Raw genomic sequence first — 26,684 nt, 5'->3', positions numbered from 1 at the left:
CTCCTTTCGCTACGGCATACATCCGTCCCTTGACGACCGTGCTGATTTGAACGGGTCACGCGCCAACATGCACCGCTCCGAGATGAACCACTACTTGCACTTCAGCTGACCGCACTTGAAATAAGATTTCACGGCACCTGCGGTCTTGTACGGAAACGCGCTCTCCTTTCCTTCTTGATACCCGTCCATTCCCGTCATTGCGACGTCGTCGACCACGCTCCTATTTTCGATCAATCGACCTTTCTTATCCATGGTATATGCATATATCTGATAGTATTTTCCATACGTTCCGATTCCGCGAGAATTTATATCCCAATGAACAATGGTAAAAATATTGGGTTTTCCCTTGAGACTCAAGAAAAAGAGAGAATCGACATTCGGCGCCCCACCTTCTATTGAGTATTTTGCGAATGTTGTCTTTTCGCAGCCACTCGAATCTGGTCTGTAAATAGACAAACTTATCGCCTGATCCGGGTCATTTCTTTCAATGGAGACGACTGAGCCTTGATATATTCTTCCAGCAGAAAACAGGCCGGTGGATGGCGATACAGTCGGACAGGCAACGGAGTCCGCCGCGCTCGCGTACGCGACCGAGGCTGATGAAAGTAGAAGGTAGCATGCAAGATACGAAAAAGAGCATTCGGTTGGACTCTTGCGGAAGCCCCAAAAGCGGCAGCGGCGTAACTCTATTGCACGCGCCCAATCTTTCTGGATGTCCATGTTGCACCCGTTGATCCGTTGTGTCACTACCGCAGCATCTCTAGTGTCCTCTACCGAATTCACGCTGCGAGTCACTTGGCCGGCCAGCCTTCGTAAGCATCCCGCGGCGGCCAGCGCGTAATCGCGCAAAGCTATAGATCGAGTCACAGACCGAGTGCCGCCAACCGGGCGCGGATCGACGCAGCATTCTTGTAGGGAAACGTCACGCGCTTTCCGTTGAGCACGCCATCGTAGCCATCACCAAACGCCTTGGTGATAGCCGGCACCGCCCGGAACGTCGTCTGATTGTTCGCATTTTCGAGATGAAATGCTTTAACTTGGTAAAAATCCCCTTGAAAATCGGCTGCGGCCGAACCTGATGTCCAACGCGCCAAGACGACTATTTCATTTCGTCGGTAAAAGACCGTGACGATTTCTGGGCCGCTACCTTCCGCCTCGATCGTTCCTACCGGGATAGCCTCGGCACCGGTACATTTCCAGAAAAGTTGTTCGTCAAACACAGTCGCATTCACGTTCGGATCGATGCCGGAGGGATAGGCCTTGTGCATTACCACGGAGCAACCTGGACGAATTTGCCTTGCCGGCAACGACGCGTCGCTTTCGGCGAAAATATCCCCGGAAAACGCGGACAGAAAAATTGCAAGGACTAGAAGAATCCTGTTTCTCATGGTGTCCATCCGTTTGCGACCGTTAATGCGTTTCGCCAGTTTTCTGCGCATGGATTGTTACCCCCATTCAGTAGCGTGAAAGCGCGCTTGGCCATGTTTCCACGATCGTGCATTCTGAGCAATGCCTTGTTGATGATATGCGTGACATCGTGTAAGGAGTTCCTGTCAGCAGGAGAACTAATGCCGTTTTTCTCCCAGAACCATGCGGACGAATCGCACCCGATCGCACTGTCGGTGGCGAACAGCCGGGGATTCGGCATGACGGTAGTCCCAGATTCGGTCTGGTAGGCGCTGTAGGTGGTATCCCAGGTTACCGCTAAGGGGCCACGCCCACGGTAGTCAACATCCGGGTACTGTGAGTTGCCGAATAGCACCTTCCCGAGTTCCACGTCATTGTTGGCCAGATGCGTCTCCGTGTAGGTACGCATTTGCGCTTCGGTCCATGTCGGATTCAATCGACGCAACCCAGCGACTAGCGCGCTGTGGTAAACGCCCCAGAGACGATGCCCGTCACGGTAGATCAGGCTTTCTTCGAAAGACGTAAAGTCGGTACACTCCACGCTGGCCTGCCCGAGGAAATGAGAAACCCGAGCGCAAGTATTGACATTGTGCTTCTTGAACGCCTTCGTCAAATCGGTGGAGTATTTTTCGGCATTCGAGGTCGTAATGTTGGGGAACAAAGTGGTCAAGACTTGACGCGTCATGGTGAGGTCTGCGCCGCAAGTCACGCATTTCAATCCGGCTGACTGGAAGTTGCCGACGAGCCCTATCGGATGCAGGTGATACACGACGGGCGGTGCCGGGAAATCAGTCACGCTCGCGACATCGCTCCAAAACCGCAACGCCTCGATGCGCGTCTTTTCGGCTTGCCAAACAGGTAAGCCTGCCTGCATATGCGAATCGAGGGCGTCCCACTTGCTCATATCGCCACCCCATTCGCTCTCGTATTTCACGATCAAATGGTCGATGCGATCTGCGAGCCACGGTTTGCCGAGTGCCGCTTTGAGTTCTTGCGCAGTGATCTTTCCATCGTGTTGCCCCGCCTTGTCAATGGCGTCCTCCAACTTCTTGACGGTAGCGTCCGACTGGACGCCATTGAAGGCTTCCTCGAAACTCGCGATCTCGTCTGGCGTGCCATCCTGGGCGATGAAGAGTGCGCGCTGGAACATGTCCGAGACCGGCGCACTCAAGGTGGCGAGATCGAAGCCAGGCCAATCCCAGGGACTCTTCAACTCGACAAGCGGATGCCCGTGGTCGCATACCCAGCCATCGATTTGCGCATCGTTTGCATCGGCCACGCTAACGCGATACCACGTCTTGTTCCCGCTTTCGGCACACTTTTCGGTCGCATCAGTGTGAATGACGCGCGCCCAAGCAGCGGCCTCGCCGCCAGCAGCCGACACGTTCAGCGGGAAGTTTCTCCATGCCTGCCGTACACCAGTACCATGCAGATCCGCGCGCGAAATCCAGCATGCTTGCCCTGGGAGTGTGTGGCCCGCCGCGTCGACAGCATTGACTTTGCACCAGGGACCGCTACTTGGCGAATCACTGGCCGCCTTAACCGAACCGCTGACGGACGTGTCCTGTGGCGCAGGCTGAACCAGCTTGGCGCCCGCCGAAATCAGCAGCAGCGTACGGGACTTTGGATCGAGTTGTTGAGCCCGGGCTCGGCTTCGCGAAATATATTGCGCAAGGTCGTCTCCGGTGAACACCTCTACGTGCAGCAAAGGGCGTTCTCCGAGTTGAGGCGGGAGCGTATGGTGCGCGCGCGCTTCTGCAAAGCGTTGGTATTCGCCGAGATAGGCGACGGTCTCGCCGGTGCGGATCCGTCGCGGCTTGGGCAAAACGTAGACCTTATCCACTGCAAGGGGTTGCGATTCGTGGTGTGCCTGCGCCAAAAAAATCCAGCCCGACGCAGCATTGGCAGACAGCGTATCGCCTTCCTTATACGACGAGATATCGCCCGTGACGACGCCGGCTAATTGCCCCCATGCACCATGTCGCTGACCGATCCTAACTTTCGCCCCACGCGCTAGCCATCCCACGGGATTACCGTGCGCCGAAGGCGAGGACCGCACGCGTAGTCCGAGAGTCGAGTGGTCCGGGTGCCCGTCAGCGTCGAGCCGCGGATCTGACGCACTTGTCCCGATGCTGTACACGTCGTCTGTGCCATAGTAGGCCGGCAGTGTTTTGGCGTGACCTTGTTGAGCGGCAGGATCTGCGTCGTAGCCTTGCTGCGGCAACGTGTGCATATACAGACTGAAGAACGTCAGTATGTCTTGCGCAGGCGGTGTCGCGTTCTGAGGGGCCGGGGCCGGCGCGGCAGGTGAAGGACCATTGGGGCCGGCCGGTTGCGTAGGAACTGGCGGCAAGACCAACCGGTGGCGCACCAGCGTGAATCCCTTCGAATAGCCGGCCTTGATCCCCCCCGGATAGCTCAATCGCTGGAGTTCGGAATCGAGTCGAAATGCGACGACTTCCCCGTCGGCAATACACTTCACCCCGCCATCCTGATTGAACCTATCGGCAGTTTCGGCACCGAAATGAATGCCTCCATGCCATAGTCCGTTTGTGCCAATCGGATAGAAGCCGTCTTGAGCCGCCGCGAGGGCCGCGAGATAGGCTTCGGGCGTAGACGGGCCGTTTGTGCGCTGGAGTGGAAAGGGATAGGCCCAGCTTTCCACTTTCGATGGCTGCTCTGGTTGTTGTGACACACGCAATCCTTATTCTTTTTGCTCTCTACTCTCATAGATAGCCGACCCGCTACCCCGAAGAGGCCAGGGAACGGATCGGCGTGTCGCTATTGTATGATGAGAAGCCCTCGTCGAGTCGAGCCGTATTCGAATCACAGCCTCCCGCACCTAAAGTAAGGAAATCCTCGGTGTCATGCCCTCCTGACGCCCAGCACACCGCCCCCCGCGGCTGAGCTTCACGGGCGAAAGGTCGGGGCCGGTCGTAGATGGATCTTCTAGGAAAACACTTGTTGACTGAGAGCCGCGAAATGAAGTCCACCCGACGTCAATATGTGTCCGAGGGCGCGGTACACATCTACTCCAGCCTTCCGACCGTAGTCACTCCCGCAGACCTGTATCTAGTTCGGGACAATCCCGCGGTGCGCGAGGCCATTGCCAACTGCAACATCTACGTGATCGCCGGCCGCCGACGTATCCTGATCGATCCGTCGCGGTTCTCGCTCAACGGCAACGTCTTATCAGGAAATTTTATCGTTCGGAGCTCAAACGGCGTGGCGCGCTTCCCTTTTGCATTCGAGATCACACCGGACCGCATCGGAAACAGGACCATCGATGATGTCGCCGTCGCAGAATGTGGAACGCACGTGTGGATTGTCACCGAAAGTGGGCACCTACCACTGGCTGCACATGTCATCGTCGCGTCAGCACACACTGATTTGCCCCAAGAGAATCGCGATTTGGAAGTACTGTATGTCGGTCAGGGTATCGGCAAGACAGGAAACCGCACCGCAGTGGATCGGCTATTGAACCATTCGACGTTACAGCGCATCTTGGCGGAAGGAGCGACATTCCATCCCGACCGCGAGATCTTACTGTTACTGTATCGCTTCGAGCATCTTCGAATTATTGGAAGTACGGGAGGCGACATGAACGCCATCCCGACTGCGACAGCCGAAGAAGAGCATCAGCACATGGAACGGCTAGGCAGGATCAAATTGAATCGCCACGCAATCGTCTCACTGGTAGAGGCGGGACTGATTCGTCACTTCCAGCCGTTATATAACGTACTGGTGAAGGCCAGCGACTTCTCGGCAAAACGCAAGTTGACCATCCTGAAAAATCTCTTAACGCAAGACATCACGGGGCTAATCGTTGAGATCGCATCTAGCAACGTCCGCTCCCGACTATGCTCACCCTATGCTGCACCGCTTGAGCTCTCGGATTTTTTCGCTCCTGATGCGCTGCGCGGCGATCGACTTGAAACCGACGAGCTAAAGCGCAAATGGGCCGATGAGCTGCATTTGATGGCGCATACTCAATATGCACGGTTCCCGCTAACCAATGCGCACGAGCGGGATACATTCTTGCACGGAACAATTTGGAACGGCCAATCCGAACGAACGCCGTGGTGACGCCATGGATTGGAACATCCCGACTGCAAACAAAGAAGTTGCAGCCGCATACGATGCGTTTAGAGCTCGTGTGTCGACACCCGATTGCCATCGAGGCGCCGCGGGAACAGACGCGCCCGTCTCCAATTTTAGACAACATCTTCCCGCACGACCTCGTCATCGGGCGAGAGCGAATCACCTGGTGATGGTCTTGGCTTCCCGGCCTTATCCGCAAGCCAGTCATCGATGTCGCTCTCGATCCACGCCGTCCGATTACTTCCGAGCGAAAACGGCCTAGGAAACCGGCCTTTGCTGATCATGCGATAGATGGTCGATTGGCCCAGGTTAACCTTCTCCGCGACCTGCTTGATTCCGATAGCCTTCATCGCACACTCCATTCAAAAGGCTCGGGTTGCACCCCTGCGGCAACGTAAAGCGGATGCTTCGGGCTACCGTCCTTGTTCAGTCCGAGATGAAAGAGCTTGCCTTGCTCCGCGGCGCCGCGCATGAGCGCCGCCACTGCCTCAGCCCGCTTGTGCGCGGATGGATGAGCGCCCCACGCGCAGATGACAGCGTCCGCGCAGCTCGTTGACTCGCGGATCGCACGATCGGCCTCTTCGCGCACGCCGATCGGATTCGAATGTGTGAGTAGTTCATTAGGCTTCATGGTCCGGAGAGCAAAGAGATTGACTACCTCGAGCCGCCCGAACTTCCCGCAGCATGCACGCGATATGCAGCGCCTGACCGTCGGGTCGTCCGTCAGATGATCAGCCGTCGAGGGATTGAGCATGACAAAAGCCAGCGTCGGAAGCGATGTGTCCCAGACGCGCCAAAGGCGATACCGGTAGACCCCGTCGGCGCTCAAAATGCATCCACGCTCCTCCGTAAGCTCGCGGGTAATCAGCTGTTGCATGGCATCCTCCCAGATCCACACACTGAAAGTAGCCCAACCGTGAGTCGATGCTGGTGCGCCGTGCTACGATCTCGCCGTCTGACACACTTGACGATGCAATGAAAGCTGTATTCATGCTGCGCGGCTACGAAGCGAACTGCGCCCCCCGCCTGACTGAGCAAGGCAAATTCGCCGCTCGAGTCGTTTTCACGAAGGTCGGCTTTTACCCCGAGGCGTCGTACCGGACTCTGGGGGATTTCGAGACAGAGGACGCGGCGATCGCGCACGCGAAGAAGTTCGCCGAGGACTGGCTGTCGCGCAAAGCCTGACCTGCGCGCGTCCAGCGCACGCAGCGTGTTGTTGCACCAGCTGGCGCGCCGCTTGACACTCGGCTCGTCGCTTCGGTTCCTTGATCTCATAGCGGCGCCCTCCGAGGCTCCTGCCGCCCGCGCGGCACCTGCTTGAACCATGCGCTCGCACGCGTTTCGCGGTCGGCGCGAGGAAAGCTACATGGCGTATAGAGCATGCTGGCAGGCCCAACGTCGCGAATAAAGCCCCACTCCTTGGCATCAACCGCACGATGTACGAACAGTGTCCAGACGCAGGCGCGCCCATCGGCCTGCCGAGCCGGCGGCGCCGGTAATTCCACACGATGGAACGTATCGCCCGTCAGAACGTTTACCCATCGAACAGCATGCGCCCGGCCTCGTCTGCGCTCCCAATACCACCCCGCGAGCACGATCGATATGGCCCACGGCCACGGGTGATCGTGATATCCGCGGTCGGGATCGCTGGCGAGAAACCGATGCAGATAGACCCGAACTCCTAAAGCCGTGAGGACGTAGTAGCGCTCAAGGTAAGGCTTGCCGTCCTCCCCAATGATTCGGCACGGCAAAAATCCGGTCAGCCAGTACAAGATCCGTCTCATGTCGTCACCTCAATGCAAGGTGCCGCTCGAGCGCGGCCAATCCAAAATCCAATCGGATTGCTGCCACAAAGCGTTGCGATACAAAATGCGCAGGTGCGCGCGCCGCATGAGACGGCTCTCGCTGGTCCATACCTGCACCTCCCAGCCGAGAAAATGTTCGCGTGCGCTGCCGATCGCGACAGCCGTGGACACCGTATCGGCCACGAGCGTATGTAGCGTTTGCAGCTCGTTCGATGTCGGACAAGGCAACAACGACTTCATTTCTTGCATGACGAACTCCTTGCAGGCGGGCGATCATCGACGCCGCGCCTGCAGACTATTACCGTGGGCTCCTACCACTTACCAGCAAGTGCCCCATTGACGCGCTCCCCGCGTTACTGGCTTGCCTCGGCTTTGACCTAACTCGATACCGCTTCCGAAAGCTCGTCACCCTGTGATCCTGCAGGCGGACGCCGCCGTGCCCTGTCGGGGCGAGAAGCGTGAGACCCAGCCGTAATAGCCGCCGGCTCCCCACGAGAATCGGCGTCGACGTCCGTCGGGCCAACTGCTTCATTTGGCTCCGAAGCCGTTTCGACGGAATCCTCCCCACGATGCTGCCGAGCCTGAAAGACAACCTGCTCAACACGTACGAGATTGAGTGCAATCGAGTCCGCATCGATATGTATGCCTGACTGTGGTTCGTTTTCCCGAGTGATCCACGGATTCACGTACAGATCTCCCTTCACGACGACACTCGCCCCGGTCTTGATGTGCTGCATCACACGCTCGGTGTGCGGTTCGTTCCATACGGTCACATCGACAGGAAACGTCTTGTCGTCTTTCTGTTCGAGCGTGCCATCTTCGAGTTTTCGGTACATCGCCGACATGACGCGTAGTTCGACAATGCGCTTGGCGCCGCTCGGCGTATTGACCTGCTTCATCGTCGGCGACGACAAAACGTTGCCGACGAGCTCTGCGTAGATACCCATATTCAGTCACCCCACCTCAATCTCGCGACCGGGCTGCTCATCGGAATGTAAGCAGCACCACGACCGCAGTTGGCCCTGGAGTCGGTCCGCGCTGGGTCGCCGTCCACAGCGGACGGCTTTCTCTCTTCTAATGACTGTTCAGAGTCTGAACAGTCCCTCGCAGTTGGCATCGTGAGTTAAGCTGGGCCACGCACGCGTTTCGTAGGCCGCGCCAGCCCGGCATTCTCGACCGGCCTAACTGAACCACGGCTTAGGAACGACTCAATTTGCGTCGCGGCATAGCGAAAGATCGCCTCGGTCGCGTTCAGCTCCAATGCTCTCGCTTGGCATTTCTCGACGTACTGGACGACCGACGGTGGCGTACCTTCCATGAATTGGCGCACGCGCTCAAACGATGCCACGCGCGCGTCGCCCCGCACACGCCAGAAAAGCCGTAGACGCAACGCCCCGCTTCCCAATCGCATCTTCCTCACTTGCAAAGTAGCGGGCAACGCTGCCGCGTCGACATCGTTTGCGAGCAGCCTCATTTCGGTTCCGGCTTGGTTAGCCATTGCGCGATAACGCATCAGTAGCAACCGAAATGCGGCGCGACCTGTGAGTTGCCGGATGTCCCACAAAACCGCATCCCCCGGTTCCGCCCCCGTATCGCCTATCGGTGCCATGCCGCTTCGCTCCATCAGCCCACGCATACCTTCGAGCACAGTCTTTAAGCCGTCCAGCCTGTGACCGCCGTTGCATTGGGTGCCACGCATGCCCCTTACCCTTAAGGCCTTTGAGACACCCGCCAAGGTGTCCGCCGTCCTGACCAACGAATTGCCGCAGGTGCGGAGACATTGCCGCGCCCCTGTCGTCTCAGTCGCCGCATCATCGCGATCGAAGATTGACGCACGAGCAACGAGCCACCGATTCCCGGCATGTGATGCCTTCCCGGATACATTGAAGGACTTGCCTGCAGCGGATGCGTCATACGCCCGAGTCATTGCACAAGCGCCACGAGCGCCCCCGCTGTTTCCGAGAGTGGCACGCCCGACAACAGTTTCAGTTCCGCGTCTGACACTTGCGGCAGGCGTCGCTTGCTATGTCGCGGTTGTTTCTCCAACGACAAGATTTCTTGCGGCACAGGTCCCAACAGCGCAGATAGCGCTTCCGCTCGCTGCGTCGATTGGCCGGCCGCGTTCGGCAGCAAATCCAAACGGGAAAGCTTCGCGAACTCAGGCCGGCTCAAGACGTTCTGCCAGCGAACGGCAAAATGAAAGACTGACAAACACTTATGCTTCACGCGCTGAACGCGCTCGCGCCCGTTCTCCGAACCGATCAAATCTCTAAGCACCGCTGACTTGATGACGCGAACGAGGAAGTCGACCTCGACAAGCAGCCCCGCAATCATGTAGCCATACGGCGAAGCAAAGCCGAGAGCCACTTCAGCCGGATCGCGCGACTGCAAGATGGTGTAATCGAGTCCTTTCTGCCGCATTGCATCGAGCCCTGCGAGCGCGTGGCGCTGCTCGGACTCTATCGTCTGGCGTAGTGCAGAGATCCGATCGCCCACTTCTACCAATGCCCAGTCTGCGTATGGATTGTCGTTCGCCGAGAGCGACCACAACGCTCGCAGCGCCGCTGCGACCCGCTTACCGCCGGCCATCGCATAGCCCTTCTCGCCCGGCTTCGGCACCCGTCCGAGAAAGAGCCGCATCGCATCCCGAGTGTGTAACCGCATGCGATCGCCGCCGTCGCTCGAAAGCTGACCCATCCGAGACAGCTTCGCCGCGTCCGACAGCGCCACGGACACGTCGGCCTCTTGACGCAGCAGGTGTAGCCCCCGCTCTCGCTCAAGCGCCTCGCATCGTTCCATATATCGCTGGTAGCGCGAAAAGAGCGGGTGCGCCGGATCGGGATTGTCGGATTCGATAAGTTCGGAAAGAACCATGCGTTCGGCGTCTAGATCGACAACATCGTCCGGTGTGACGCCGTTGCGAGAAACGCCGGCAACGGCGTCCGTAGAGTCAGCCAAACGTTTAACGTCGGCGCTATCGAGTTTCGGGCGGGACAGAGCAGCCATCTTGGCCTCCGGGTCCATGAACGAGTCGGCTTGGTGAAGCGTCGACCGTCGAGGGGTTAACGTGGATAGGTGGTCGGGATGGACCCTGAGACCGCGCATGAATTGTTGGGCTGTGGGTGGGCAACCAGCGTCGGCGGAGATCTTCGAGCACGCTCGATAGTGCCGCCCTTCCCTCGCATGGTTCCGTACCAGAGGAACTGCACTTGGCGTGCGACGTGTCGAGGCGCGCCTCGCCCGTAGTGTCGTGTACGTGTGCGAGCCCCGCCATGAAACGCGCTTCTTGTTCGAGCGCCTGCTCTGCAGTCAATCTCGCGCGCTCGCGGCGTTCGCGCTCACGAAATGCCTTGCTAGGGACAAATGTGTCCGTGCGGTAGCGCAACAGCAGTGCGGCTATGTAGGCCACCGGATGACGAACTACCCGGTCACGATGGCTACCAGCCATCTCGTCGACTAAAAGCTGGCGATCGACTAGGGGCACGTGGTCAAGCTGGCGCATGATCGCCATGCGTTCAGCTGCGGTAACGAACTCGGGCCACTCGAGCGACACGTGCTCAGATTCCGGCTCGAACCGCGATCTGAGCGAACCGTCCCCGACCCCGGCCGTGTTCAGCATCTGAACAGGCGAATGCTCATGCAGCCTTGGCCCCGCTCGGAGCGTGTCGATTCCCCCAAGCGCCGCCCTGCTCTCCTCGTCCGTCCGTTTTTCGTCCGCAGTCCACCTCGCCGTAGGCGTTCCAGCGCCTCGGCTCCGTGCGAGCCCCTCGGTAGTAGTCGTAGGGGTTTTCGTACTCGTAGTCGTATACGTGCGCGCGTTGGGAATGCACGAAAGTCGCCTACCGCCATGTACGAAACCCGCCGACTGACGTGTATCTTTTCCGCCAACAGCCGGCTGGCCGAGGGGTGTTCCGGTTGGCGGGTTTTGCGCACTGCTCTTGCTGAATTCTCGCCGTGATCCGCCGTCGTCACGTGTGTTCAGACGCCGAACAGTGTCGGTCTCGACTATCGATGACTCGTTACACGCAGGCTTATAGGGAGCCGCGACGTCGCGCACTCCTTTCACGACGCTCCGCGCTCCGCCGCCCAAATGGCGGCCGATCGCAGGCTCGAGGGACACTAGCAAGCAATGCGGTTCTATCTGGCTATATAGGCGCTTGCAGCGACGGTGAACTTGAATCTCCTTGATGACACCAAGCTCGCGGAGCCTATGTTTCGCGTTTTCGAGCTGTCGACGATTGAGCCCCAAGTCGCGTTTCCACTCTCGCGCTGTCACGGTGAACCAGAGCTCGTCCGACTCCAACGCATAGCGCTGGAGCTGAATCATTCGCGAAAGCAACAGCGCGGCATTGACGCCACCGGTGACGTCGACCAACACCCGGTGAAAAGCCATCGTTGGACCCAGCACCTCGCGCATCGCGAAGTCGTGGTTTCGCATGAACTCGAGCGACAGCTGAATTGGCATGCGCCCTGCGGTTACCCTGTCGAGCTCGGCAGACAACGTCACCGTATCGAGGCGATAAAAGAGCCTAGCGGGCTGGCCGCCTCGGTGCTCCTCGATCAGCCGCATCCGGCGTAGCCGTCGACGGGCGTTTTCTTGCTCTTCACGCGTGAGCGCCGTTTCGACCTGCCAGGCCGTGCGGGTCTTGTGAATCCAGCCGAGCGTCTTTTCGACGTCGCGCCCGCGGCGGGTCCAATACACAAGTTGCGAGAGCAGCAGCGCGTCCTTCGGGTGGCCGGTGATCTGGCTAAGCCGAAGGGCAAATGCAATCGGGCGATGCGCCTTAAGTAAGGCAATCGCTCGATTGAACGCGTCGCGATATCCACCGCTCATCGCTGGTCACCTCTCCGATGACGGACAACAGCTACTAGTGATTGCTCACGCCTTGATGCGTAATGCGCTCCTTGGATTGGCGCCTGAGCGCTGCGTCCAACGCCGCCCAAACGAGGCGAAAATGAACCCGAGCGACGGTGCCAAATCGCTTTTCTTCGAGGAAGCCAAGCCGCACCAACTTTCGCCGGGTTGTATGTTGCTGCGCCGGCGAAAGACCTAGCCGCTGCGTCCACTCCGCTTCGTCCACGTCGAGCCAGTCGCATCCGCGCTCCTGCTCAAGCGCGGACAGCTCAGTCAACATCGCCCCGGCGGATAGATCACCGGCCACCTCTGCGAGGCAGCGATGAATCGCGATCGGCCGATCAATGACTGCGAGCAAATATTCCTGTTCGCCGGGGTCCATTCCGGGCGGGTCATCCCACGACTTACCCGGCAGCAGATTTCCGAACGGATCCAAGCGCATATCCCAAGCCATTTCGGTCACCTCAGTCGTCATAACGGGCATCCACACCGTCAAACTCGTCGCCGTCGAGCCAAGTACGAATCGCGTTCGCGACCTCGTCTCCGTGGCCCTGCTCACATGCCTTCGCCCACCGCTCGAGCAGCCCTCGCCCGATTTGCTGTTCCGGTCGCCGAGCGACCAACTGCCGATAGGCCAGAGCGAATCGCTGCAATGCGTCACAAGAGCCCGTGACACTCTCGTATCGCTCCCTACCGATGCACGCATCGAGCGTCACGGTCATACCGCAGTCCCGTGCTAGCTCGAGCAGATCCTTATGTGGCTCCGCGCGGCCGCACTCGGACCGCGGATTACGCTGCGCGTCCCTACGTTGATTGCGTTGCATCTGCGCACCTCCAGTGCGTGGCCTCTTCGTCTCCGATTCGTATGGCTGCGAATAACGTCGCAAGCGTATGACGCCCTTCACAGCCGCGATGAAGCTCGACATAGCGCTCGCGCTCATCAAGGTGCCGCCGACTGAGCTCGCTCCAGATATCGAATACTTTGGCAAGGTCCGAATTACTCAACGCCGACGGCTTTGCCGGTGGCGTGACTCCCAGCTCGCGACGCAGTCTCTCGACGCGCGTGCGCGAGACATGCCGAAAATAGATTTGGACCATTGCCGAGCTGGCTCGCGCGCAGACGAAGTAATTCAAAAGCGAGTCTTCCCACCACTGGCGCTTGATGCCGGCGCACGCCTGCGCGAGCGAGTTGAGGTCCAGTTGCAGGCGGACCGCGTTGATAGCCAGGAGCCGATGGATCACTGTCTCGGCACGCGCGTCCGCGAGCACGTCCCGGACCGCTTCAGGGATGTCGAGCACCGCATGGTTTGCTGCAGGTCGCCCGGTCACCCGTTCAGGCGGCTTATCCCGCGCGGACTCCATCAACTCGTGCAGCACCGCGCGTTGCAAGCCCACGCCAATCAATGAATTGAGATTCGTGCTCATGTCATTCCTCTACCGCTTTGGAGTGCAGCTGCAGGACGTCGTCACCGACGCCTTGCTCCCGCCAGAATTGATCCACAAACCTCGATCGGTGCCGATCGCGGAATGCCCGCGCCGCGGCAAGTACCTCAAAGAAGAGCCCCCCAGGAATGTGATCGGGATTCAGTAGCGCGCTCACAAGGAGATCGAATCGGTCACGCAGCAACGGCTCGCCGATATGGGTCTCGCAGGCACGAGCCCACGATTCGTCCGTTTCGATGATCCGGGCGAAACTCCCATCGGGAACCACGGCCAAGCCTGCGGGCGTGTTCTGTTGCGATAGGTTCGCAAGCCACCACCAGCCGTGATAACGGTGGCGCGCCTTGTCGTCCCGCGTCGCCGCCAGGTCGAGCGGCGCGCCCTCGGGCAAGTCCGGAGGTTCGACCATGAACCCATACGGAAGCGGTGGCGCGGCACGCAGAGATCTGGTAAGCCCGCAGTGCTCGACAAATCGCGAGAGGGCTGCCCACAGGCGCTCCTGCACCGACTCCATGGTTCCGGACCGAGGCCCAGCATGTGTAGGCGACTCATCAAGCGGCCGCTCTGTGGCGGGATGCATCGGCGTGTGCGCGTGCTCGAGGCCGCCATCGCCAGATACCGACTGTGGTTGGTCAATGTCGTGCTGCTCATCGTGACCTGCATCTGTGTCGGGAGCGGCGGCCCCTTGCCCTGGCGCCTCTGGGAGCATCGGCCGGTCACGTTCCGCTTCCCGCGATACCCGCGAACTTGAGCCAATGGCAGCAGCACCTCTTTGCGTGAAGCGTTCCGGCTCGGTGCCGCTACCCGATGGCTGCGTCGAAAACAACTTGCTCTGCTTTTGCGGCACCGCCGTAGCGCGCAGCTCAACACCACTGGCCTGCGGGACTTTGTCGGCAACGCCAAGCATGGTTTCAAGGCCCGCCCGTGTAACCAGCAGCTCCTCCGCTAGGCGCTGGTGAATCGCTTCAACGATTCGGTCAACATCAAGCGTCCCTTTCCGCTCCCAAGCTGTTCTCGCAAGTTCGAGCTCGGGCTCTATTAGACGATCCTGCACCCACGCATCGTCTCGCCCGAACTTAACAGCCAGACGCGTAATTGCGCCGATTCTGGGCTGAATGCGCGCGGCGACATCACGACCGGTCAACACGACTGCAGCCGGTCCCAGACTATCCAGCCGATCAACTGCGAATTTGAACGTCGAAAGCAGGACGTGCCCGATTGATGTCCCTCCATCGGAGAGCATCCTTGAGAACTCTCGGAGCGAAAGCGGCGCACCGGCTTCGCGTTCGAGCTCGGCCTTAAGCTCGAGGTAGCCCTTCGCCTTGTCCCAGAAGCAAAGGTCGGCGCGCTGATCGTTTTCCCGCAGGTGCGCGGCGAGCAGCGTCGCCTCACCCGGATAATCGATGACGAGAAAATCGCGGTACAAGAACGCCGGATCCTTCGTCTCATCGTACAAGGCTTGTGCCGCCAAGAGCCGCGTGTTGCCCCCCTTCGCCACCACGTAGCGAGCTGTGTTCGGGCGCTTGGTCACCGTGACGATCTGCTCGATTCCGTTCAGGCGAATCGATTCTTTGAGCTCGACAATTCGCTCGTGTGTTGCCTGCCGAGGATTGCGCTCGTACGTAGCGACGTCGGTAACTTTCAATCGAATAGTCGACGTAAGCACTGGCGATGAACCCGTCGACTGATTAGCACCGGCCTCGCTCGCGTTCCATCCAGGCGCTTTGGCCTCGAGCCGCGCCGAAGCGTGATCAAGCCGCTTCTTGGTTAGCTCCTGAATATCCGCGGCAGTCATCTTGGTACGCGAGGGAGCCGTCATCGCGCACCTCTCGCGGCAGACACGTCGTCGTTCGCGTTCACCTGCGCGTCTTCAGGCTCCGTCACGCTGTCCGCGCATACGTCGTCGACGTAGATGTCGTTAAGCGTCGGGAATAGTTCCCATACGAGCCGATGCATGACATGCCACGCGCAGTTCGCGATCGACAGCCTTCGGTCGTGCCGATGGACCGGTACTTGTGCTGTCGCCGCTGCAGCGTATGCGGCCGCTGAAGGCACGACCGTTTCCAGCACACGCACTTTCTTGTGGCCGGCAAATTTCTGGCGGATCACGGTCGTCAGCGCGCGGGCGTTGTTGTTTCGCTCTTGCGCGTTGATCAGGGCAAACAGATCTCCCGATTGGAACGACTCGCCAAAATCTGCGAGCCGATTGAGGTCATCTAGCATTGCGAGCGTTCCGCTCGAAAACTCGCCAGCCGACAAGGTGTCGGGTTTGATGGGGGAAATCATGTAATCGGCCGCCATCGCCGCAGTCTTCTGCAATTCGCCCACGGCGCCCTGCGTGTCGATGACGACGACGTTGTAGGGCTGTACAACCGGGCTAGCCATGGCGCGACGCAGGATCATCAGCCGATCTTCCCGGTCCTTCAGCCAGGTCTGCAGCGAACCATCTGGCGTGTCCGAATAGACCAAGTCGAGGTTCGGCAGAACCGTTCGGCTGATGCAGTCCTCCAGCACGTTTCCCCCCCGCATAACGACAGCGCGAAGACCGTTTGGCGCCTGCTCGAGAAGCGGATAGAACTTCGAGAGACTCGGCTGAATGTCCGCGTCGATCGCCAGCACGCGCATCCCGTAGTCGGCAAGGATGCCGGCGAGATTCGCTGCTAGGGTGGTCTTTCCAACCCCACCCTTGGTCGATACGAAAGAAATGACAGTTGGCATGCGCGTCTCCATTGCCGGTCGCTCCCGATGCGCAAAGTCACCAGGAGAAAAACCTGCATGCTGTCCGCAGAGGGTCTAACCGCTCACAGACGGCATGCCGAAGAGATCACGCTTTCGTATAATGGGTTTAGCCATGTGAGTGCCTCCTAAGGGTCGACTTCATGGTTAGGCTGGTATCGGTGTTCGCAGCACCGATATCGGCCACTCTTCCCAGCTACCGCTCTTGCGCCCCAAAAGGGGCCATCAACTTTCGACCGTTTTCTCGTTATGGCTGTGCGGTTGCACGCTCGGCCGATCTTTAACCTCGGCCAACATGAGCGATCGCAATTCGGCAACCAGCTGCCCGTTCTTGGAACGGATGCACTTCTTCGCCCGTTCGCAAAGCCAGTCGTCGATCTCACGGGGTAGCCGATATTGGGACCGCACCGTTGGTTTCATTCACCCTCCGTTTGTCACTATTTAGTGACATGCTAGTCACTATACGGCAGTGACGGGACAGTGTCAAATACCGATCCATGGAAGATCTCTACCGCTCACAGTTCCGTCTACCGCAGGCGCTCTACTTGAAACTCAAGCAGGCGGCCGAGCTCCAGCATCGCTCTCTCAACACCGAACTGGTGATGCGGCTTGAATCAACCTTTGCGGAAGCTCCGGCCGAAGCGCAGCAGCCGCTGCAAGACATCCGCAGTGTCCTATCGAGCACCAAGCTCGGCGACGTACTGACGCAGAAGGAGATCGATGCAATCGCCGAGCGCATGGTGAAGCTGACGCAGCCGCGCAAGCGATGAAATGCTTGTACAGCGCGAGCAGCGACCACTAAGGCTCGTGACTTGCAACAGTAGGCACCGCCGCATTTCCGCGGTCGATCGAACAAAAGCTCGCGAGCAACACCATCACTACGCTCGCTCGTTGCCTTGAGAACTGGCTGCCATCGGTTGATCCGATGTCGCCTAGCAGATCGGTGAGAGCTGACGCCCCACTAGAACACTCCGGGTCGTTTAGACCTGCGGCCGCCAAAACGCCAAGAAGACGTTGGACGGAGCCGAACCGCATTACGTGTCTGGCACTGCCGGAACACTCGCGGTGCTCCGACTGCTGCCATGCCTGCATAGCATAGACGGATCACCTTGGAAATCAAGTGCGAGCCGCCGCCGAGCAATGTCACTGCAATGGTGTCAACGCGGACCACCTGACGATCGCCGCGGTGTTTAGCGGACACGAAGCAAACGCCTCGTCGTGGGCTCCCACCGCGAACTTCCGCCGTCAACATGCCATCAACCACCTCCTCGTGAGTCTGTTGATTCGCTACGCATGGCCCTTGTGAATGCCATGCCGCCAGGTCTCACACGCATTCCTTCCGCGAGCGATGTCCAAGGCAGGTCGCCTGGATCCGCCTTTACCGCCCCCGGCGACTTTGCGACAAGGACAGCTTCAGCAATGGGCTGGAAATCGGCCCGGAAATGAACGGAGCTCTTGTTGACCAAAATCTTCATCGCTTCGGGTTCAATGCCGACGATCCGATACAGGTTCCGATCGATCATTTGCGCCGCGGCCGAGCTGACGACGATTCGAATGTCATCGATGCGCAGGCATGCGACGGGGCCAAGCTCAATCGTTACGCCGTTCAACATTGGACCATCGAGTACGCAGCGTCCCTCGGATAGCGCCTCGATGACGAACACGCCTCCGAATGGATCGCCTGACGCCGCACCCAACTCGCAGGTTATCGTTCTCCCAACTCCGGCATCGTGAGCCAAGCGCGCCGCTTGCGGATCGTGGATCAGACCTATTGCCACACCAGTCGCCCGGTTACTCACGAGCGCTCGCAGCATCCCTGTCGTGTTGGACTCGCCGCCTGCTCCAGGATTGTCTTGCGTGTCGGCGATCACCACCGGCCGCTTCGCAAAGGCAGCGATGCGCATGGCTTCCTTAACCGCCTCGTCGGCCTGCAGGAATGCCACAGACCACTCGTGCTCACGCGAGATCGCGAGTTCGTAGAGATCCGCGACCGAGCGCTCAACCAGATTCTTTTCGTCCCCGTAGCCCCATACCATGGGGCCGCAGCCGGGGAAGTCAGCCGCAGGGAAACCAGGGGCGAATGAAAGCGATACCTTCCTCTCCGCTTCTATCCCCTTGAGGCGTTCGAACACCGAACGTGCCGGCTCGAACAGCGTACACATCGCGTTGATCGGAATGAGGAACGGCAGCCGGCGGGCCTCACAATGCGGGCGCCGATTCGTGCTCATCAGTTCGCACAGAACTCGCGCCGCTCGATATCCCGTTTCGGCCATGTCGACGTGCGGATATGTCCGGTAGGCAAGCAACTCGTCCGCCCCCCTCAACATGTTTTCTGTGACATTGGCGTGGAGGTCGAGCGATGCGACAACCGGCACGCTTTCGCCCACCTGCGTTCGAATTCGCTGCAGCAGCTCTCCCTCGCCGTCTTCGCAATGCTCGGCAACCATGGCGCCGTGCAGGTCAAGGTAGATCCCATCGGGGCGTTCGCAACGTGCGGCGTCAATGATCTCCGTCACAATCCGCTCGTATGCGTCTTTGGTCACGCACGCGGAGGGGATCGCCTCCGCCCAAACCACGGGAACCACGTTGTGACCGCATTCCTTCACTGCGCAGATAGCGCCGCCGGCCGGGATGTTCATTTCGCAAAGCTCGAACAGCTGCACGCCCCTCTTCATCGGCAGGCCACCGTCGCCGCGAACAAACCGCTCATATGTCGCGCGCGAAAGTGCGAACGTGTTGGTCTCGTGCCGGAAACCGGCAACCATGACCCTCATGACGCACTCGCCGGTAGTGTCGTCGGTCGACGCTCGATCGCGACTATCGCGGTGCCTGTCAGGAGAATCGCCACCATCACCAGCAAGCCGCCTCGGAGATTGCCCGTGGCGGTGCTCACCCAACCAATGATCGTCGGGCTCAGGAAACCGCCGAACAGACCGATGCTATTGACGAGGGCAATACCTCCAGCCGCAACGTCGCCTCGGAGATATTCGGACGCCAGCGCCCAAAATACTGCGTAAGCGGCATAGACGAGGCCTGTCGCAAACGTGATTGCGATAAGCGATATCGCAAAGCGCCCCTGCGCGAAAGCGACGGCAGCGAACGCCAATGCACCGAAGAACAACGACGTCGCGCTATGTAAGCGCCGCTCGCGACGATGATCCGAGCGGCGCCCCAGCCAGTACATCGACACGATCGCCGCCGCGTACGGAATCGCCGACAAGAGGCCAATCGCAAGGACGTCTGTTCGTCCGGCGGCCTTCAAGATGCTGGGCAACCAAAATCCAACTGCGTAAAGGCCGCAGATCATGCAGAAGTACGCCGCGGCCATGCCGTATATCTTCGAATCGACGAGTACCTTACGAAATGAAGGGTGGGACGTACTGCCCGCTCGACTCAGGTCCGCCGCTAGGATGGTCCTCTGTTCTTCGGTTAGCCAATGCGCATCGCTCGGGCGATCCGAGAGGAAGAACCACGTGATCACGCCAAGAACGATGGTCGGCACGCCCTCCACGAGAAAAAGCCATTGCCAGCCTTGCAGGCCGGCTGTCCCTCCGAGGGCCGTCATAGCCCATCCGGAAAGCGGACCGCCGATCAGCCCGGCGATCGGAGACGCGCACAGCACTATCGCCATTGTTCTCGCGCGAAGCGCCGGCGGGTACCAACGGGAAAGGTAGAAGATCAGGCCCGGAGCGAATCCAGCTTCGAATATTCCTAGCAGTAACCGAAGCGCATAAAAGCTTTGCCGATCGTGGACGAAAATCATCGATGCGGCCGCAAGCCCCCAAAGCACCATGATCCGGCTGAAGGTTTTACGTGCCCCAAGCCGAGGAAGCAGCAAGTTCGACGGGATTTCGAAAGCGACATATCCGAGAAAGAAAATGCCGGCGCCGAGGCCGTACACCGCATCCGTGAAGCCTAAGTCCGACTGCATCTGCAGCTTGGCAAAACCTATGTTGATGCGATCTAGGTATGCGAATCCGTATGCAACGGTCAGCAACGCCAAGACTCGAATGTCGATTCTGCGGTACAGGGTCCGCCTCACTCGCTCAAGCTCGCTTGGATCGGCATTCAGCATGATCGCGCCCTCCTCTCCAATCAACGTTGATAGGCTGTAGCGCAAAGCGCATGGGCACATTATTGTCTGCACTTTTGCCGGACTGGTACTAAATTTGGTCTGGTCGCGTTGACCAAACGAGCAACACCTCCCTTCAAGCGGAGCGCAGCTTTCTATGCGGAATATCAACTGGAAACGGATGCGCTATTTCTCGGAAGTGCTCAAGCACGAGTCTCTGAGGAGCGCAGCCGCGGAGCTCAATACATCCCCCTCTGTCGTTTCGCGGCAGGTTCGCTTGCTTGAGGAGGATCTAGGCGCTGCGCTCTTCGAGCGGACCGCGCGAGGCATCGCCCCTACGGAAGCAGCACGACATCTTTCCGCATATGTGCAAGCCTGCGAGTTGCAGCGAGAGCATCTACGCGATCGCCTACATGGAGCCGTTCAAGGAAGCGTGCGCGTTGCCGTAACCGAAGGCTTCATCGAAACGCTAATGGACGAAGTGATGATCGACTTCCTGGCAACGTTTCCGAGCGTGGATGTCAGCTTGCACGTTTGTCCGGCGAATGAAGTCGTCACGCAGGTCGTCGAAGAAATCGCGCATATCGGGCTGACGTATAACCCGCCGATCACGGCGGATATCCGGTTCTGTGCAAGTACGCGGCAGCCGGTGATGCTTGCCGTGCAGCCAGGTCATCCGCTCGCGGACATCAAGCGCCCCATCGAGATGCGTGAGGCGATCGCGTATCCATTTTCGATCATGCCTGACGCGTTTGGCCTCGGCCAGTTGGTGAGGACCGCGGCGCACGCGGAGAACGTCAGGCTCGAGCCGACGTTCGTTGCGAATTCGTTGTTTGCGCTTACACGTTTCGCCAGAGCCGGTACTGGTATTGCGTTTTTGACGGAGTTCGCGATGGTTCATGAGCTTCGCGCCGGCGAACTCGTTGCGCTGCCGATCGCGCAGCCGCTGCTTCAGAACGCCTTTGCGAGAGCGCTGGTGAAAGCTGACAGGCCTATGACCCGGGCGACGAATGCGTGCCTATCGCATGTTGTATCTGGGATGTCTGTGTTCAAAAGCGGGGCCGACTCCGAGGGTTTGCGTGCTTAACGTGCGATCGCGCACGTACCGAAATCGCTCGCGCCGCTGACGGCCGAGCGCGCACCTAATCCCGAGACGTCATCGTTGGGAACATTGGAAGAGCCAGTATGCTCCACGACGTAATGTTTAGCCCCGATGTAAATCGATGGGGCGGGTTCTGCAACCCTTGCGCGAGCAAGCGTGATCGATCGCCAACGTTATGCTCTCCATTTTCCGAGTTACGGTGCTAGTTCGAGGCTGAGTTCGACAAACGATTTTTGCATCGTTCTTCCGCGCTTGTTGGTCCAAGCGCAAATCACCATGCCGGGGGATGCGGCATAGTAACCTCCGCTCATCGAAGATGTGCCTACGCCCGCTTCCCCCTTTACCGTCATCACTTGCTTCTTACCTCTTTGCCGCACTTTGTCACCGACTTGAAATTTATTCATCCGCGTTTTCCGAACTATGGCGCCACAACGAAGCCGCTAACCGATCGAACGATAATGTCCCCATAGCCCCATATCACCGTGCCGGCGACCGTTAGCGTCGATGCCGCATAAATCCCAAGTTGATGACTACGCCTGTACGCTTTCCGTAACGCCTCCATCTCCGGGCTGGTAAACGAACCCGGCGTGATTAGAGCCCCCAAGTGCTGGGCTTTATTTTGTGCGAGAAACGCGAAAATAGCGATCGGCGCACCGGCCCTTTGCCACCAGGTTCCCAACGTCTCGCCGACTGGACGGAGCGGTTCCAGGAAGGGCAAAACACCAAGCAACGCCGCAACCAACAAAAGCGCCAACATCGAGCCTCGCGTGCCCCGTATCCGTTTCTCGTGGTCTACCCACACTTGACCAGTCATTGCCGCCCCCCCTTTTTCTGCAAGCTCGTCATAAGTCACCTCTCTTCACGCGTTCCCACTCGTGCTTCAGGATCGTCTGAAGGTGCGCTATGACGTTGTCCCTTGCCGCGCCAAATTGCTTTAGAGCTTCGCGCTTCTGCTCCTCGGTTTCGTTTCGCGGTGGGTCTTTGCAGACAGTGGCCAGAACGCCCAGCAAGCGCACGAACTCGTTGTGCTCATCCTCTTTCGGGTTGAGCCGTAACTTGATTCGAATGCCCAGTTCTGTCGCGCGTTTGTTGGCGTCAGCGAACTCTTCAAAAAGCAACTTTTGATCTTCCTGTGAAAGATCCGCTGCCGGTCGACGCAGTTCTTCCAGCCTAGCAAAAAGCGTAAGGTATTCGGCCACCTCTTTGCGAAGCTCATCGATCCACATCTGTCGCTTCGACGAAATATTGTCGGCTGCCTGCCGCTTCGCGATTTGATCCTGCAAGAGCGCTTGCTTCTTCGCAATCCGCCACTGCATACACGGGCCGACAATGACACCGACGAGAGCGACGACTCCGAGAACAACTTTATTGAATTCGTCCGCAGTGACCGATTTGAGAATCGTGACTAAAGCGTCCACGTCGCTGTTTTCCTATCGAATCAATGCTTGAACCGCTTCATACCGATACTGAGGCGGGCCCTGGTCAAAGTACCGATCAATCGCATCATCGTCTACTGCTATTTGGCGCATCTGTTCAGACACTGCGAGCCGGCGTCGCCCGTCATCACCATCCCGTCGCAGGATCGCCAATATTTCGTCTGTAGTTTCAGGATGGTAGTTATAGGAGATCTGCCCAGGCTGGGCGATTCGGTCAAGAATCACGAGATCTCCGGGCGGAGCTACTCGCACGTCCGACGTTTGTGTCAACGAGAGATCGATTCGCTTGCCGGAAAACTCTGCCCATGCGTGACCGAATAAAGCATGGTTGTTGGAAGCCCACCCGACGATCGGCAATACGGAGACTCCCTTCTCTTCACGAAGATACTTCCTTAGCAGAAACGCGAAGAAGTAGCATGCGCGAACGTATCCTGCTCCCCTTGTAAGGCGCTTGTGCAACAAACGCGAGGCGTCGGCGATGATTCGCTCCGAATCGCTCAACGTCGCATACCACGCTTCCCACTCGGCCAGTCGTTGCTTAGCTTGCCCCATAACCCCGTCCCCAACCGTTTTCCTACTCATCGAGCGGCGCCAGTATCCAGGCACCCCGTTTATCAAGATAGATCTGTACGCCATCACATGCCAACTCATCACGTAGCCACCCAGGGACCACATCGCTGAACACCGCGGTTACCGCGTCGTTTGGGTTGAGCAAATCCAACAGCGAAACCTCTGTCGCTTCTCGTCGTGCCGTTCGCACGAGTTCCGCACGCACTGGCATCGGTTTTCCTCTGCCTCAGCCGATCCGTTCGCCGTGCTGCTGAATTAGTCCGATCAACCTCTCGCGATCGATCGTCCAGCGCGCTTTCGACTCGCTTCTCGGACCTTTATATTGGTCGGTTGCGTCTGTGAATACGTCCATCTCGACCGATTTCCCGTGGCCTGGCAGCAGCTTTACGGTCCTGCTTTTATCGTAGTGGCCGCTAGACGACTCATGGAAATAGTCGACAAGCATCATCTCGCCACTCGGATCGGGATCTCTCTTCGTCGACACGGCTTCTCCTTTTCCCATTTAGCTCACAAGTTCGCCGCGCTCCCATTTCTTCCAGAGTTCAGCGGTCATATGGCAGTCGAGCCGATTCCCCGCCTCTTGCAAGCAATTCGGATGACCGAAATATTCTCAATTCCATGGAGGGAAGCCGAGCCTGCATTTTAAGGATATCTGCATTTGTTGGTTGATGCGCCCGCAAAATGCTGCGTCGCAAGTCGAGCACCCGTGGGAACAGGAGGACCGACCGTCGAAGGGTCCACGTCGGGTGGTAGCGCTCACGTACCTCAAGCCGACGTAGCGCGTCGAGGTAGGACGGTCGGCTGCGTCGGCTACTTCGTCAGCCACTCCGCATAAGCATTCACGTCGATCATCGGAACGGTGCCGCTGAACTGCAGCATTGAGATCAGCTTGAACAGGAACGCGGTAGCCGGCTTGCCCTCTTTCGTGAACTCGTACTTGCGAGCGTCGTTCTCCCAAACGAAGTGGCCGTGCGCTGCTACGCAACCGATGTTCAGCCGATCTTCATCGACGCTGCCGTCTCCGAGCGCCTTCCACAGCGGATCGCCACAGCAGGGCGACCAGTCGCTCTCGAAGGTCAAGATGCCACCCAGGATCGGGATCAAGGGCTTGGGCGGATATGTTCCGCCAGCGTGAGGGATAGGCAGGCTCGTGCGATGCAGCGTGCGCACCGACGCGACCTTCTTGCGCGCATAGGCCACGTAATTGGCATTGATCGTTTGCTTCGCCTCGAAGATCGCGTAAACGCTTTCGGCCGGCACGATCGTCTCGCCCTGGTAGTGGAAGATAAAGGGCGAATACTGCCGGTCGTAGACCACGACATCGATCTGGTCGCTGAAGGCGCCCTTGCTGTCCACCACATATGCCTTGTCGGCGCGGTAGCGCTCCGGCAGATAGGTCTTAAGCAGCTCGAGCCAAACCACCTCGCTCGCGTCGCCTTTGGCGTCGGGGTGCCCAAACGACTTCCTCGTGGTCTGCAAACGGTGCTGAATATCGTCGTGCAAACTTGCCAGCAAAACAGGCAGTGACCAACCGCTCATGACTTCTTCTCCTCGAAGGGCGGCGTCGGCTGCATCTGCCTTGCGATCTCGAGCGCGCGGGCGGCCTCGACGCCTTGCGACGGGTATGCATCGATTACGATGGCGGGAAGCAAGCGCTGCGTCAGGTCCGAGAATGTGAACCCGTAGTACCCCTTCCCTTTTCCGGTTGCGGCGACCAGTTCCTCGATGTGCATCGCGCTCAGGCCAAGCCCATGCAGCGCTCCGTCAAGCACGGCATGACGCTGCGCGTCGTTCGGCCGCTCGAACGCCAGAATTTCGGCGGCCCGCCGCTTAACAGCCGGGTCAAGCGCACTCAGCCGGTTCGTGCATATGATCACGGCCGCCGGAAGCCGGTCGTTCGCCAGGCGGTCGATGCCTCGGATAAAGGCGTTTACGCCGGCACGATCCTCGTGGTGCATCTGCGCCGATTCACGCGACTGAGCAAGCGCGTCAGCTTCGTCGACGAGGAGAATGATGGCCCCGCGCGAACGGCCGGTCGACCCCTTCAGCTTGGTTGCTGCCTCGACCGTGTAGTCGAAGGCCGCCGACAGGAGCTGCGTCATTTCCCCGACCCTCCCTTGGCCGCGACTCGAGAGGCTCAACGGGTATAGCGTGATCTCGATCTTCTCCTGTCGCGCGACGGCGTCCCCGATAGTTTCGGCCAGCTCGGTCTTGCCGGAACCAACATCGCCCGCCAGTACTACGAGCGGCGGACGACGAAGCACATGCTTCAGAAGCCCTTTCGCGTTGGGGTGATGCTTCTGGGCCCAAGCCTCGAGGCCTGCGGGATTCACTAGCAGACCGAGGATCTTGCTCAGGCGCTCTTTGTGGTCGTCAAGGCCAACCAGTCGGGCAAGCCGCTCCTGCGGTTCAAAATCTGGGAACGTCAGGCGACGCTCAAACAACTCATCGAGTGATGGTCTGGTTTGCATCAATAGGTCCTCACACTTGCGCGGTTGAGTGCCCGGCCGCCGGCCGAGTAGGTCTTGTCGTCCACCAAATAGCCGTTCACTGTCGGCTGGACCCTTCCTGTACGATAGAACGGCATCTGGCGCTTGAAAGCGTCCTTCTGGCTCTCCGACAACGCGTCCCAAGCCGCCGAGTACGTCACGTAGTTGTAGAAGGTCGCGCCTGAAATGTCGCGCCCCGGAAGCACCCGCCCCGGGTCATCGTCATTCGCGGCCATGCCTGCGAGGTCGCGCGCAGAATAACGCAGCGTCGGCTCGATCCACTGGCCGTCACGCAGGAAGCCGACCGTGAGCGTTCCGAAATATCCCGCCTTCAGCAGCTCGATCGCCTCGCTCTCGTAGTTGACAATGTCGCTGTCGCTGGGATAGCCGTAGAAGCGCTGCATGCGCTTGAGATCAGCGGAGATCTTTGCCGCCATATGCCGCGCATGCGTGACGGTGAAAGTTTCGGATTCGGTGAACGTGTAGCTGGACATGGTTCCTCCCTTATCCCTGGAATGCCGAACCGAAGACCTTCTGCCAGTAGTGTAAGCGCTAGATCCGCCACACGTCGTAAGGGGCCCCGTTACCGGGTAACATGTTTCATATCGACGGTTACCGGGTAACGAGGGAGGTGCGAGATGACGCAAACGACGGCGCAGCGGCAAGCGGCT

29 protein-coding genes are annotated in these 26,684 nt (G+C 59.0%); 4 read left to right on the top strand and 25 right to left on the bottom strand.

Annotated features, from left to right (window positions below; genetic code table 11):
* Window positions 1-90: 90 nt before the first annotated feature.
* From QQS38_RS23680 to QQS38_RS23670, 3 genes are all read right to left on the bottom strand, one after another.
* Window positions 91-720, bottom strand: a complete 630-nt coding sequence (locus tag QQS38_RS23680; RefSeq protein WP_479647785.1) for a hypothetical protein — start codon at window positions 718-720, stop codon at window positions 91-93.
* Window positions 721-863: 143 nt separating this feature from the next.
* A complete protein-coding gene (locus QQS38_RS23675) occupies window positions 864-1,388 on the bottom strand; it encodes a hypothetical protein (protein ID WP_479647784.1) in 525 nt (174 codons plus the stop codon).
* Entirely contained in the window at window positions 1,385-4,102 is a 2,718-nt protein-coding gene (locus QQS38_RS23670; protein WP_479647783.1) for a glycoside hydrolase family 19 protein, read from the bottom strand. The genes QQS38_RS23675 and QQS38_RS23670 overlap by 4 nt, the downstream gene beginning before the upstream one ends.
* Before the next feature lie 287 nt (window positions 4,103-4,389).
* Here QQS38_RS23670 and QQS38_RS23665 point away from each other — a divergent pair, with 287 nt between their 5' ends.
* Window positions 4,390-5,493 carry a hypothetical protein gene (locus QQS38_RS23665; protein WP_479647782.1) on the top strand — a complete coding sequence of 368 codons (1,104 nt, stop codon included), beginning with the start codon at window positions 4,390-4,392 and terminating at the stop codon, window positions 5,491-5,493.
* Window positions 5,494-5,621: 128 nt separating this feature from the next.
* Here QQS38_RS23665 and QQS38_RS23660 read toward each other — a convergent pair whose 3' ends face one another.
* The gene (locus QQS38_RS23660; RefSeq protein ID WP_479647781.1) at window positions 5,622-5,858 is read right to left on the bottom strand and encodes a helix-turn-helix transcriptional regulator; all 237 of its coding nucleotides are present in this window, start codon (window positions 5,856-5,858) and stop codon (window positions 5,622-5,624) included.
* Window positions 5,855-6,385 (bottom strand): DUF1643 domain-containing protein, encoded by a 531-nt coding sequence (locus tag QQS38_RS23655; RefSeq protein ID WP_479647780.1) that lies wholly within the window; start codon window positions 6,383-6,385, stop codon window positions 5,855-5,857. The genes QQS38_RS23660 and QQS38_RS23655 overlap by 4 nt, the downstream gene beginning before the upstream one ends.
* Window positions 6,386-6,483: 98 nt before the next feature.
* On the opposite strand from QQS38_RS23655, the gene QQS38_RS23650 reads away from it, so the two are divergent.
* Window positions 6,484-6,693 carry a hypothetical protein gene (locus QQS38_RS23650; protein WP_479647779.1) on the top strand — a complete coding sequence of 70 codons (210 nt, stop codon included), beginning with the start codon at window positions 6,484-6,486 and terminating at the stop codon, window positions 6,691-6,693.
* An 86-nt stretch (window positions 6,694-6,779) separates the two neighbouring features.
* On the opposite strand, the gene QQS38_RS23645 is transcribed toward QQS38_RS23650, so the two are convergent.
* The 10 genes from QQS38_RS23645 to QQS38_RS23600 form a co-directional block, all read right to left on the bottom strand.
* Complete coding sequence (locus QQS38_RS23645; protein WP_479647778.1) at window positions 6,780-7,292, bottom strand: hypothetical protein; 513 nt, start codon at window positions 7,290-7,292, stop codon at window positions 6,780-6,782.
* Window positions 7,293-7,301: 9 nt separating this feature from the next.
* Window positions 7,302-7,562 (bottom strand): hypothetical protein, encoded by a 261-nt coding sequence (locus QQS38_RS23640; RefSeq protein ID WP_479647777.1) that lies wholly within the window; start codon window positions 7,560-7,562, stop codon window positions 7,302-7,304.
* Between the two features lie 128 nt (window positions 7,563-7,690).
* Complete coding sequence (locus QQS38_RS23635; protein ID WP_479647776.1) at window positions 7,691-8,212, bottom strand: single-stranded DNA-binding protein; 522 nt, start codon at window positions 8,210-8,212, stop codon at window positions 7,691-7,693.
* Window positions 8,213-9,236: 1,024 nt separating this feature from the next.
* Window positions 9,237-10,271 (bottom strand): PFL_4669 family integrating conjugative element protein, encoded by a 1,035-nt coding sequence (locus QQS38_RS23630; RefSeq protein WP_479647775.1) that lies wholly within the window; start codon window positions 10,269-10,271, stop codon window positions 9,237-9,239.
* Window positions 10,272-10,287: 16 nt separating this feature from the next.
* A complete protein-coding gene (locus QQS38_RS23625; protein WP_479647774.1) occupies window positions 10,288-12,147 on the bottom strand; it encodes a hypothetical protein in 1,860 nt (619 codons plus the stop codon).
* Window positions 12,148-12,181: 34 nt separating this feature from the next.
* Window positions 12,182-12,643, bottom strand: coding sequence for a hypothetical protein (locus QQS38_RS23620; RefSeq protein ID WP_479647773.1), 462 nt, complete (start codon window positions 12,641-12,643; stop codon window positions 12,182-12,184).
* Between the two features lie 329 nt (window positions 12,644-12,972).
* A complete protein-coding gene (locus QQS38_RS23615; RefSeq protein ID WP_479647772.1) occupies window positions 12,973-13,593 on the bottom strand; it encodes a hypothetical protein in 621 nt (206 codons plus the stop codon).
* Between the two features lies 1 nt (window position 13,594).
* Entirely contained in the window at window positions 13,595-15,403 is a 1,809-nt protein-coding gene (locus QQS38_RS23610; protein ID WP_479647771.1) for a chromosome partitioning protein ParB, read from the bottom strand.
* 20 nt (window positions 15,404-15,423) lie between these two features.
* Window positions 15,424-16,326 (bottom strand): ParA family protein, encoded by a 903-nt coding sequence (locus QQS38_RS23605; RefSeq protein ID WP_479647770.1) that lies wholly within the window; start codon window positions 16,324-16,326, stop codon window positions 15,424-15,426.
* A 243-nt stretch (window positions 16,327-16,569) separates the two neighbouring features.
* Complete coding sequence (locus QQS38_RS23600; RefSeq protein ID WP_479647769.1) at window positions 16,570-16,764, bottom strand: hypothetical protein; 195 nt, start codon at window positions 16,762-16,764, stop codon at window positions 16,570-16,572.
* A gap of 77 nt (window positions 16,765-16,841) precedes the next feature.
* On the opposite strand from QQS38_RS23600, the gene QQS38_RS23595 reads away from it, so the two are divergent.
* Complete coding sequence (locus tag QQS38_RS23595; protein ID WP_479647768.1) at window positions 16,842-17,114, top strand: Arc family DNA-binding protein; 273 nt, start codon at window positions 16,842-16,844, stop codon at window positions 17,112-17,114.
* 486 nt (window positions 17,115-17,600) lie between these two features.
* Here the strand turns inward: QQS38_RS23595 and QQS38_RS23590 are convergent, their stop codons facing one another.
* Complete coding sequence (locus QQS38_RS23590) at window positions 17,601-19,118, bottom strand: M81 family metallopeptidase (protein ID WP_479647767.1); 1,518 nt, start codon at window positions 19,116-19,118, stop codon at window positions 17,601-17,603.
* A complete protein-coding gene (locus QQS38_RS23585) occupies window positions 19,115-20,419 on the bottom strand; it encodes an MFS transporter (protein WP_479647841.1) in 1,305 nt (434 codons plus the stop codon). The genes QQS38_RS23590 and QQS38_RS23585 overlap by 4 nt, the downstream gene beginning before the upstream one ends.
* Window positions 20,420-20,573: 154 nt before the next feature.
* Between QQS38_RS23585 and QQS38_RS23580 the strand changes: the two genes are divergently transcribed.
* Window positions 20,574-21,503, top strand: a complete 930-nt coding sequence (locus QQS38_RS23580; protein ID WP_479647766.1) for a LysR family transcriptional regulator — start codon at window positions 20,574-20,576, stop codon at window positions 21,501-21,503.
* A 209-nt stretch (window positions 21,504-21,712) separates the two neighbouring features.
* Here QQS38_RS23580 and QQS38_RS23575 read toward each other — a convergent pair whose 3' ends face one another.
* From QQS38_RS23575 to QQS38_RS23540, 8 genes are all read right to left on the bottom strand, one after another.
* Window positions 21,713-21,922 carry a hypothetical protein gene (locus tag QQS38_RS23575; RefSeq protein ID WP_479647765.1) on the bottom strand — a complete coding sequence of 70 codons (210 nt, stop codon included), beginning with the start codon at window positions 21,920-21,922 and terminating at the stop codon, window positions 21,713-21,715.
* Window positions 21,923-21,936: 14 nt separating this feature from the next.
* A complete protein-coding gene (locus QQS38_RS23570) occupies window positions 21,937-22,371 on the bottom strand; it encodes a hypothetical protein (RefSeq protein ID WP_479647764.1) in 435 nt (144 codons plus the stop codon).
* Window positions 22,361-22,936: a hypothetical protein gene (locus QQS38_RS23565; protein ID WP_479647763.1), complete on the bottom strand. Its 576-nt coding sequence runs from the start codon at window positions 22,934-22,936 to the stop codon at window positions 22,361-22,363. The genes QQS38_RS23570 and QQS38_RS23565 overlap by 11 nt, the downstream gene beginning before the upstream one ends.
* 12 nt (window positions 22,937-22,948) lie before the next feature.
* The gene (locus QQS38_RS23560; protein ID WP_479647762.1) at window positions 22,949-23,536 is read right to left on the bottom strand and encodes a hypothetical protein; all 588 of its coding nucleotides are present in this window, start codon (window positions 23,534-23,536) and stop codon (window positions 22,949-22,951) included.
* Between the two features lie 214 nt (window positions 23,537-23,750).
* Entirely contained in the window at window positions 23,751-24,008 is a 258-nt protein-coding gene (locus QQS38_RS23555) for a hypothetical protein (protein ID WP_479647761.1), read from the bottom strand.
* 326 nt (window positions 24,009-24,334) lie between these two features.
* Window positions 24,335-25,063, bottom strand: coding sequence for a DUF6602 domain-containing protein (locus QQS38_RS23550; RefSeq protein WP_479647760.1), 729 nt, complete (start codon window positions 25,061-25,063; stop codon window positions 24,335-24,337).
* The gene (locus QQS38_RS23545) at window positions 25,060-25,995 is read right to left on the bottom strand and encodes an AAA family ATPase (protein ID WP_479647759.1); all 936 of its coding nucleotides are present in this window, start codon (window positions 25,993-25,995) and stop codon (window positions 25,060-25,062) included. The genes QQS38_RS23550 and QQS38_RS23545 overlap by 4 nt, the downstream gene beginning before the upstream one ends.
* Complete coding sequence (locus QQS38_RS23540; RefSeq protein ID WP_479647758.1) at window positions 25,995-26,507, bottom strand: HORMA-1 domain-containing protein; 513 nt, start codon at window positions 26,505-26,507, stop codon at window positions 25,995-25,997. The genes QQS38_RS23545 and QQS38_RS23540 overlap by 1 nt, the downstream gene beginning before the upstream one ends.
* Window positions 26,508-26,684: the final 177 nt, after the last annotated feature.

It is taken from the genome of Trinickia sp. Z7, assembly GCF_056498045.1.
This window is presented reverse-complemented; position numbering and strand designations above follow the sequence as displayed.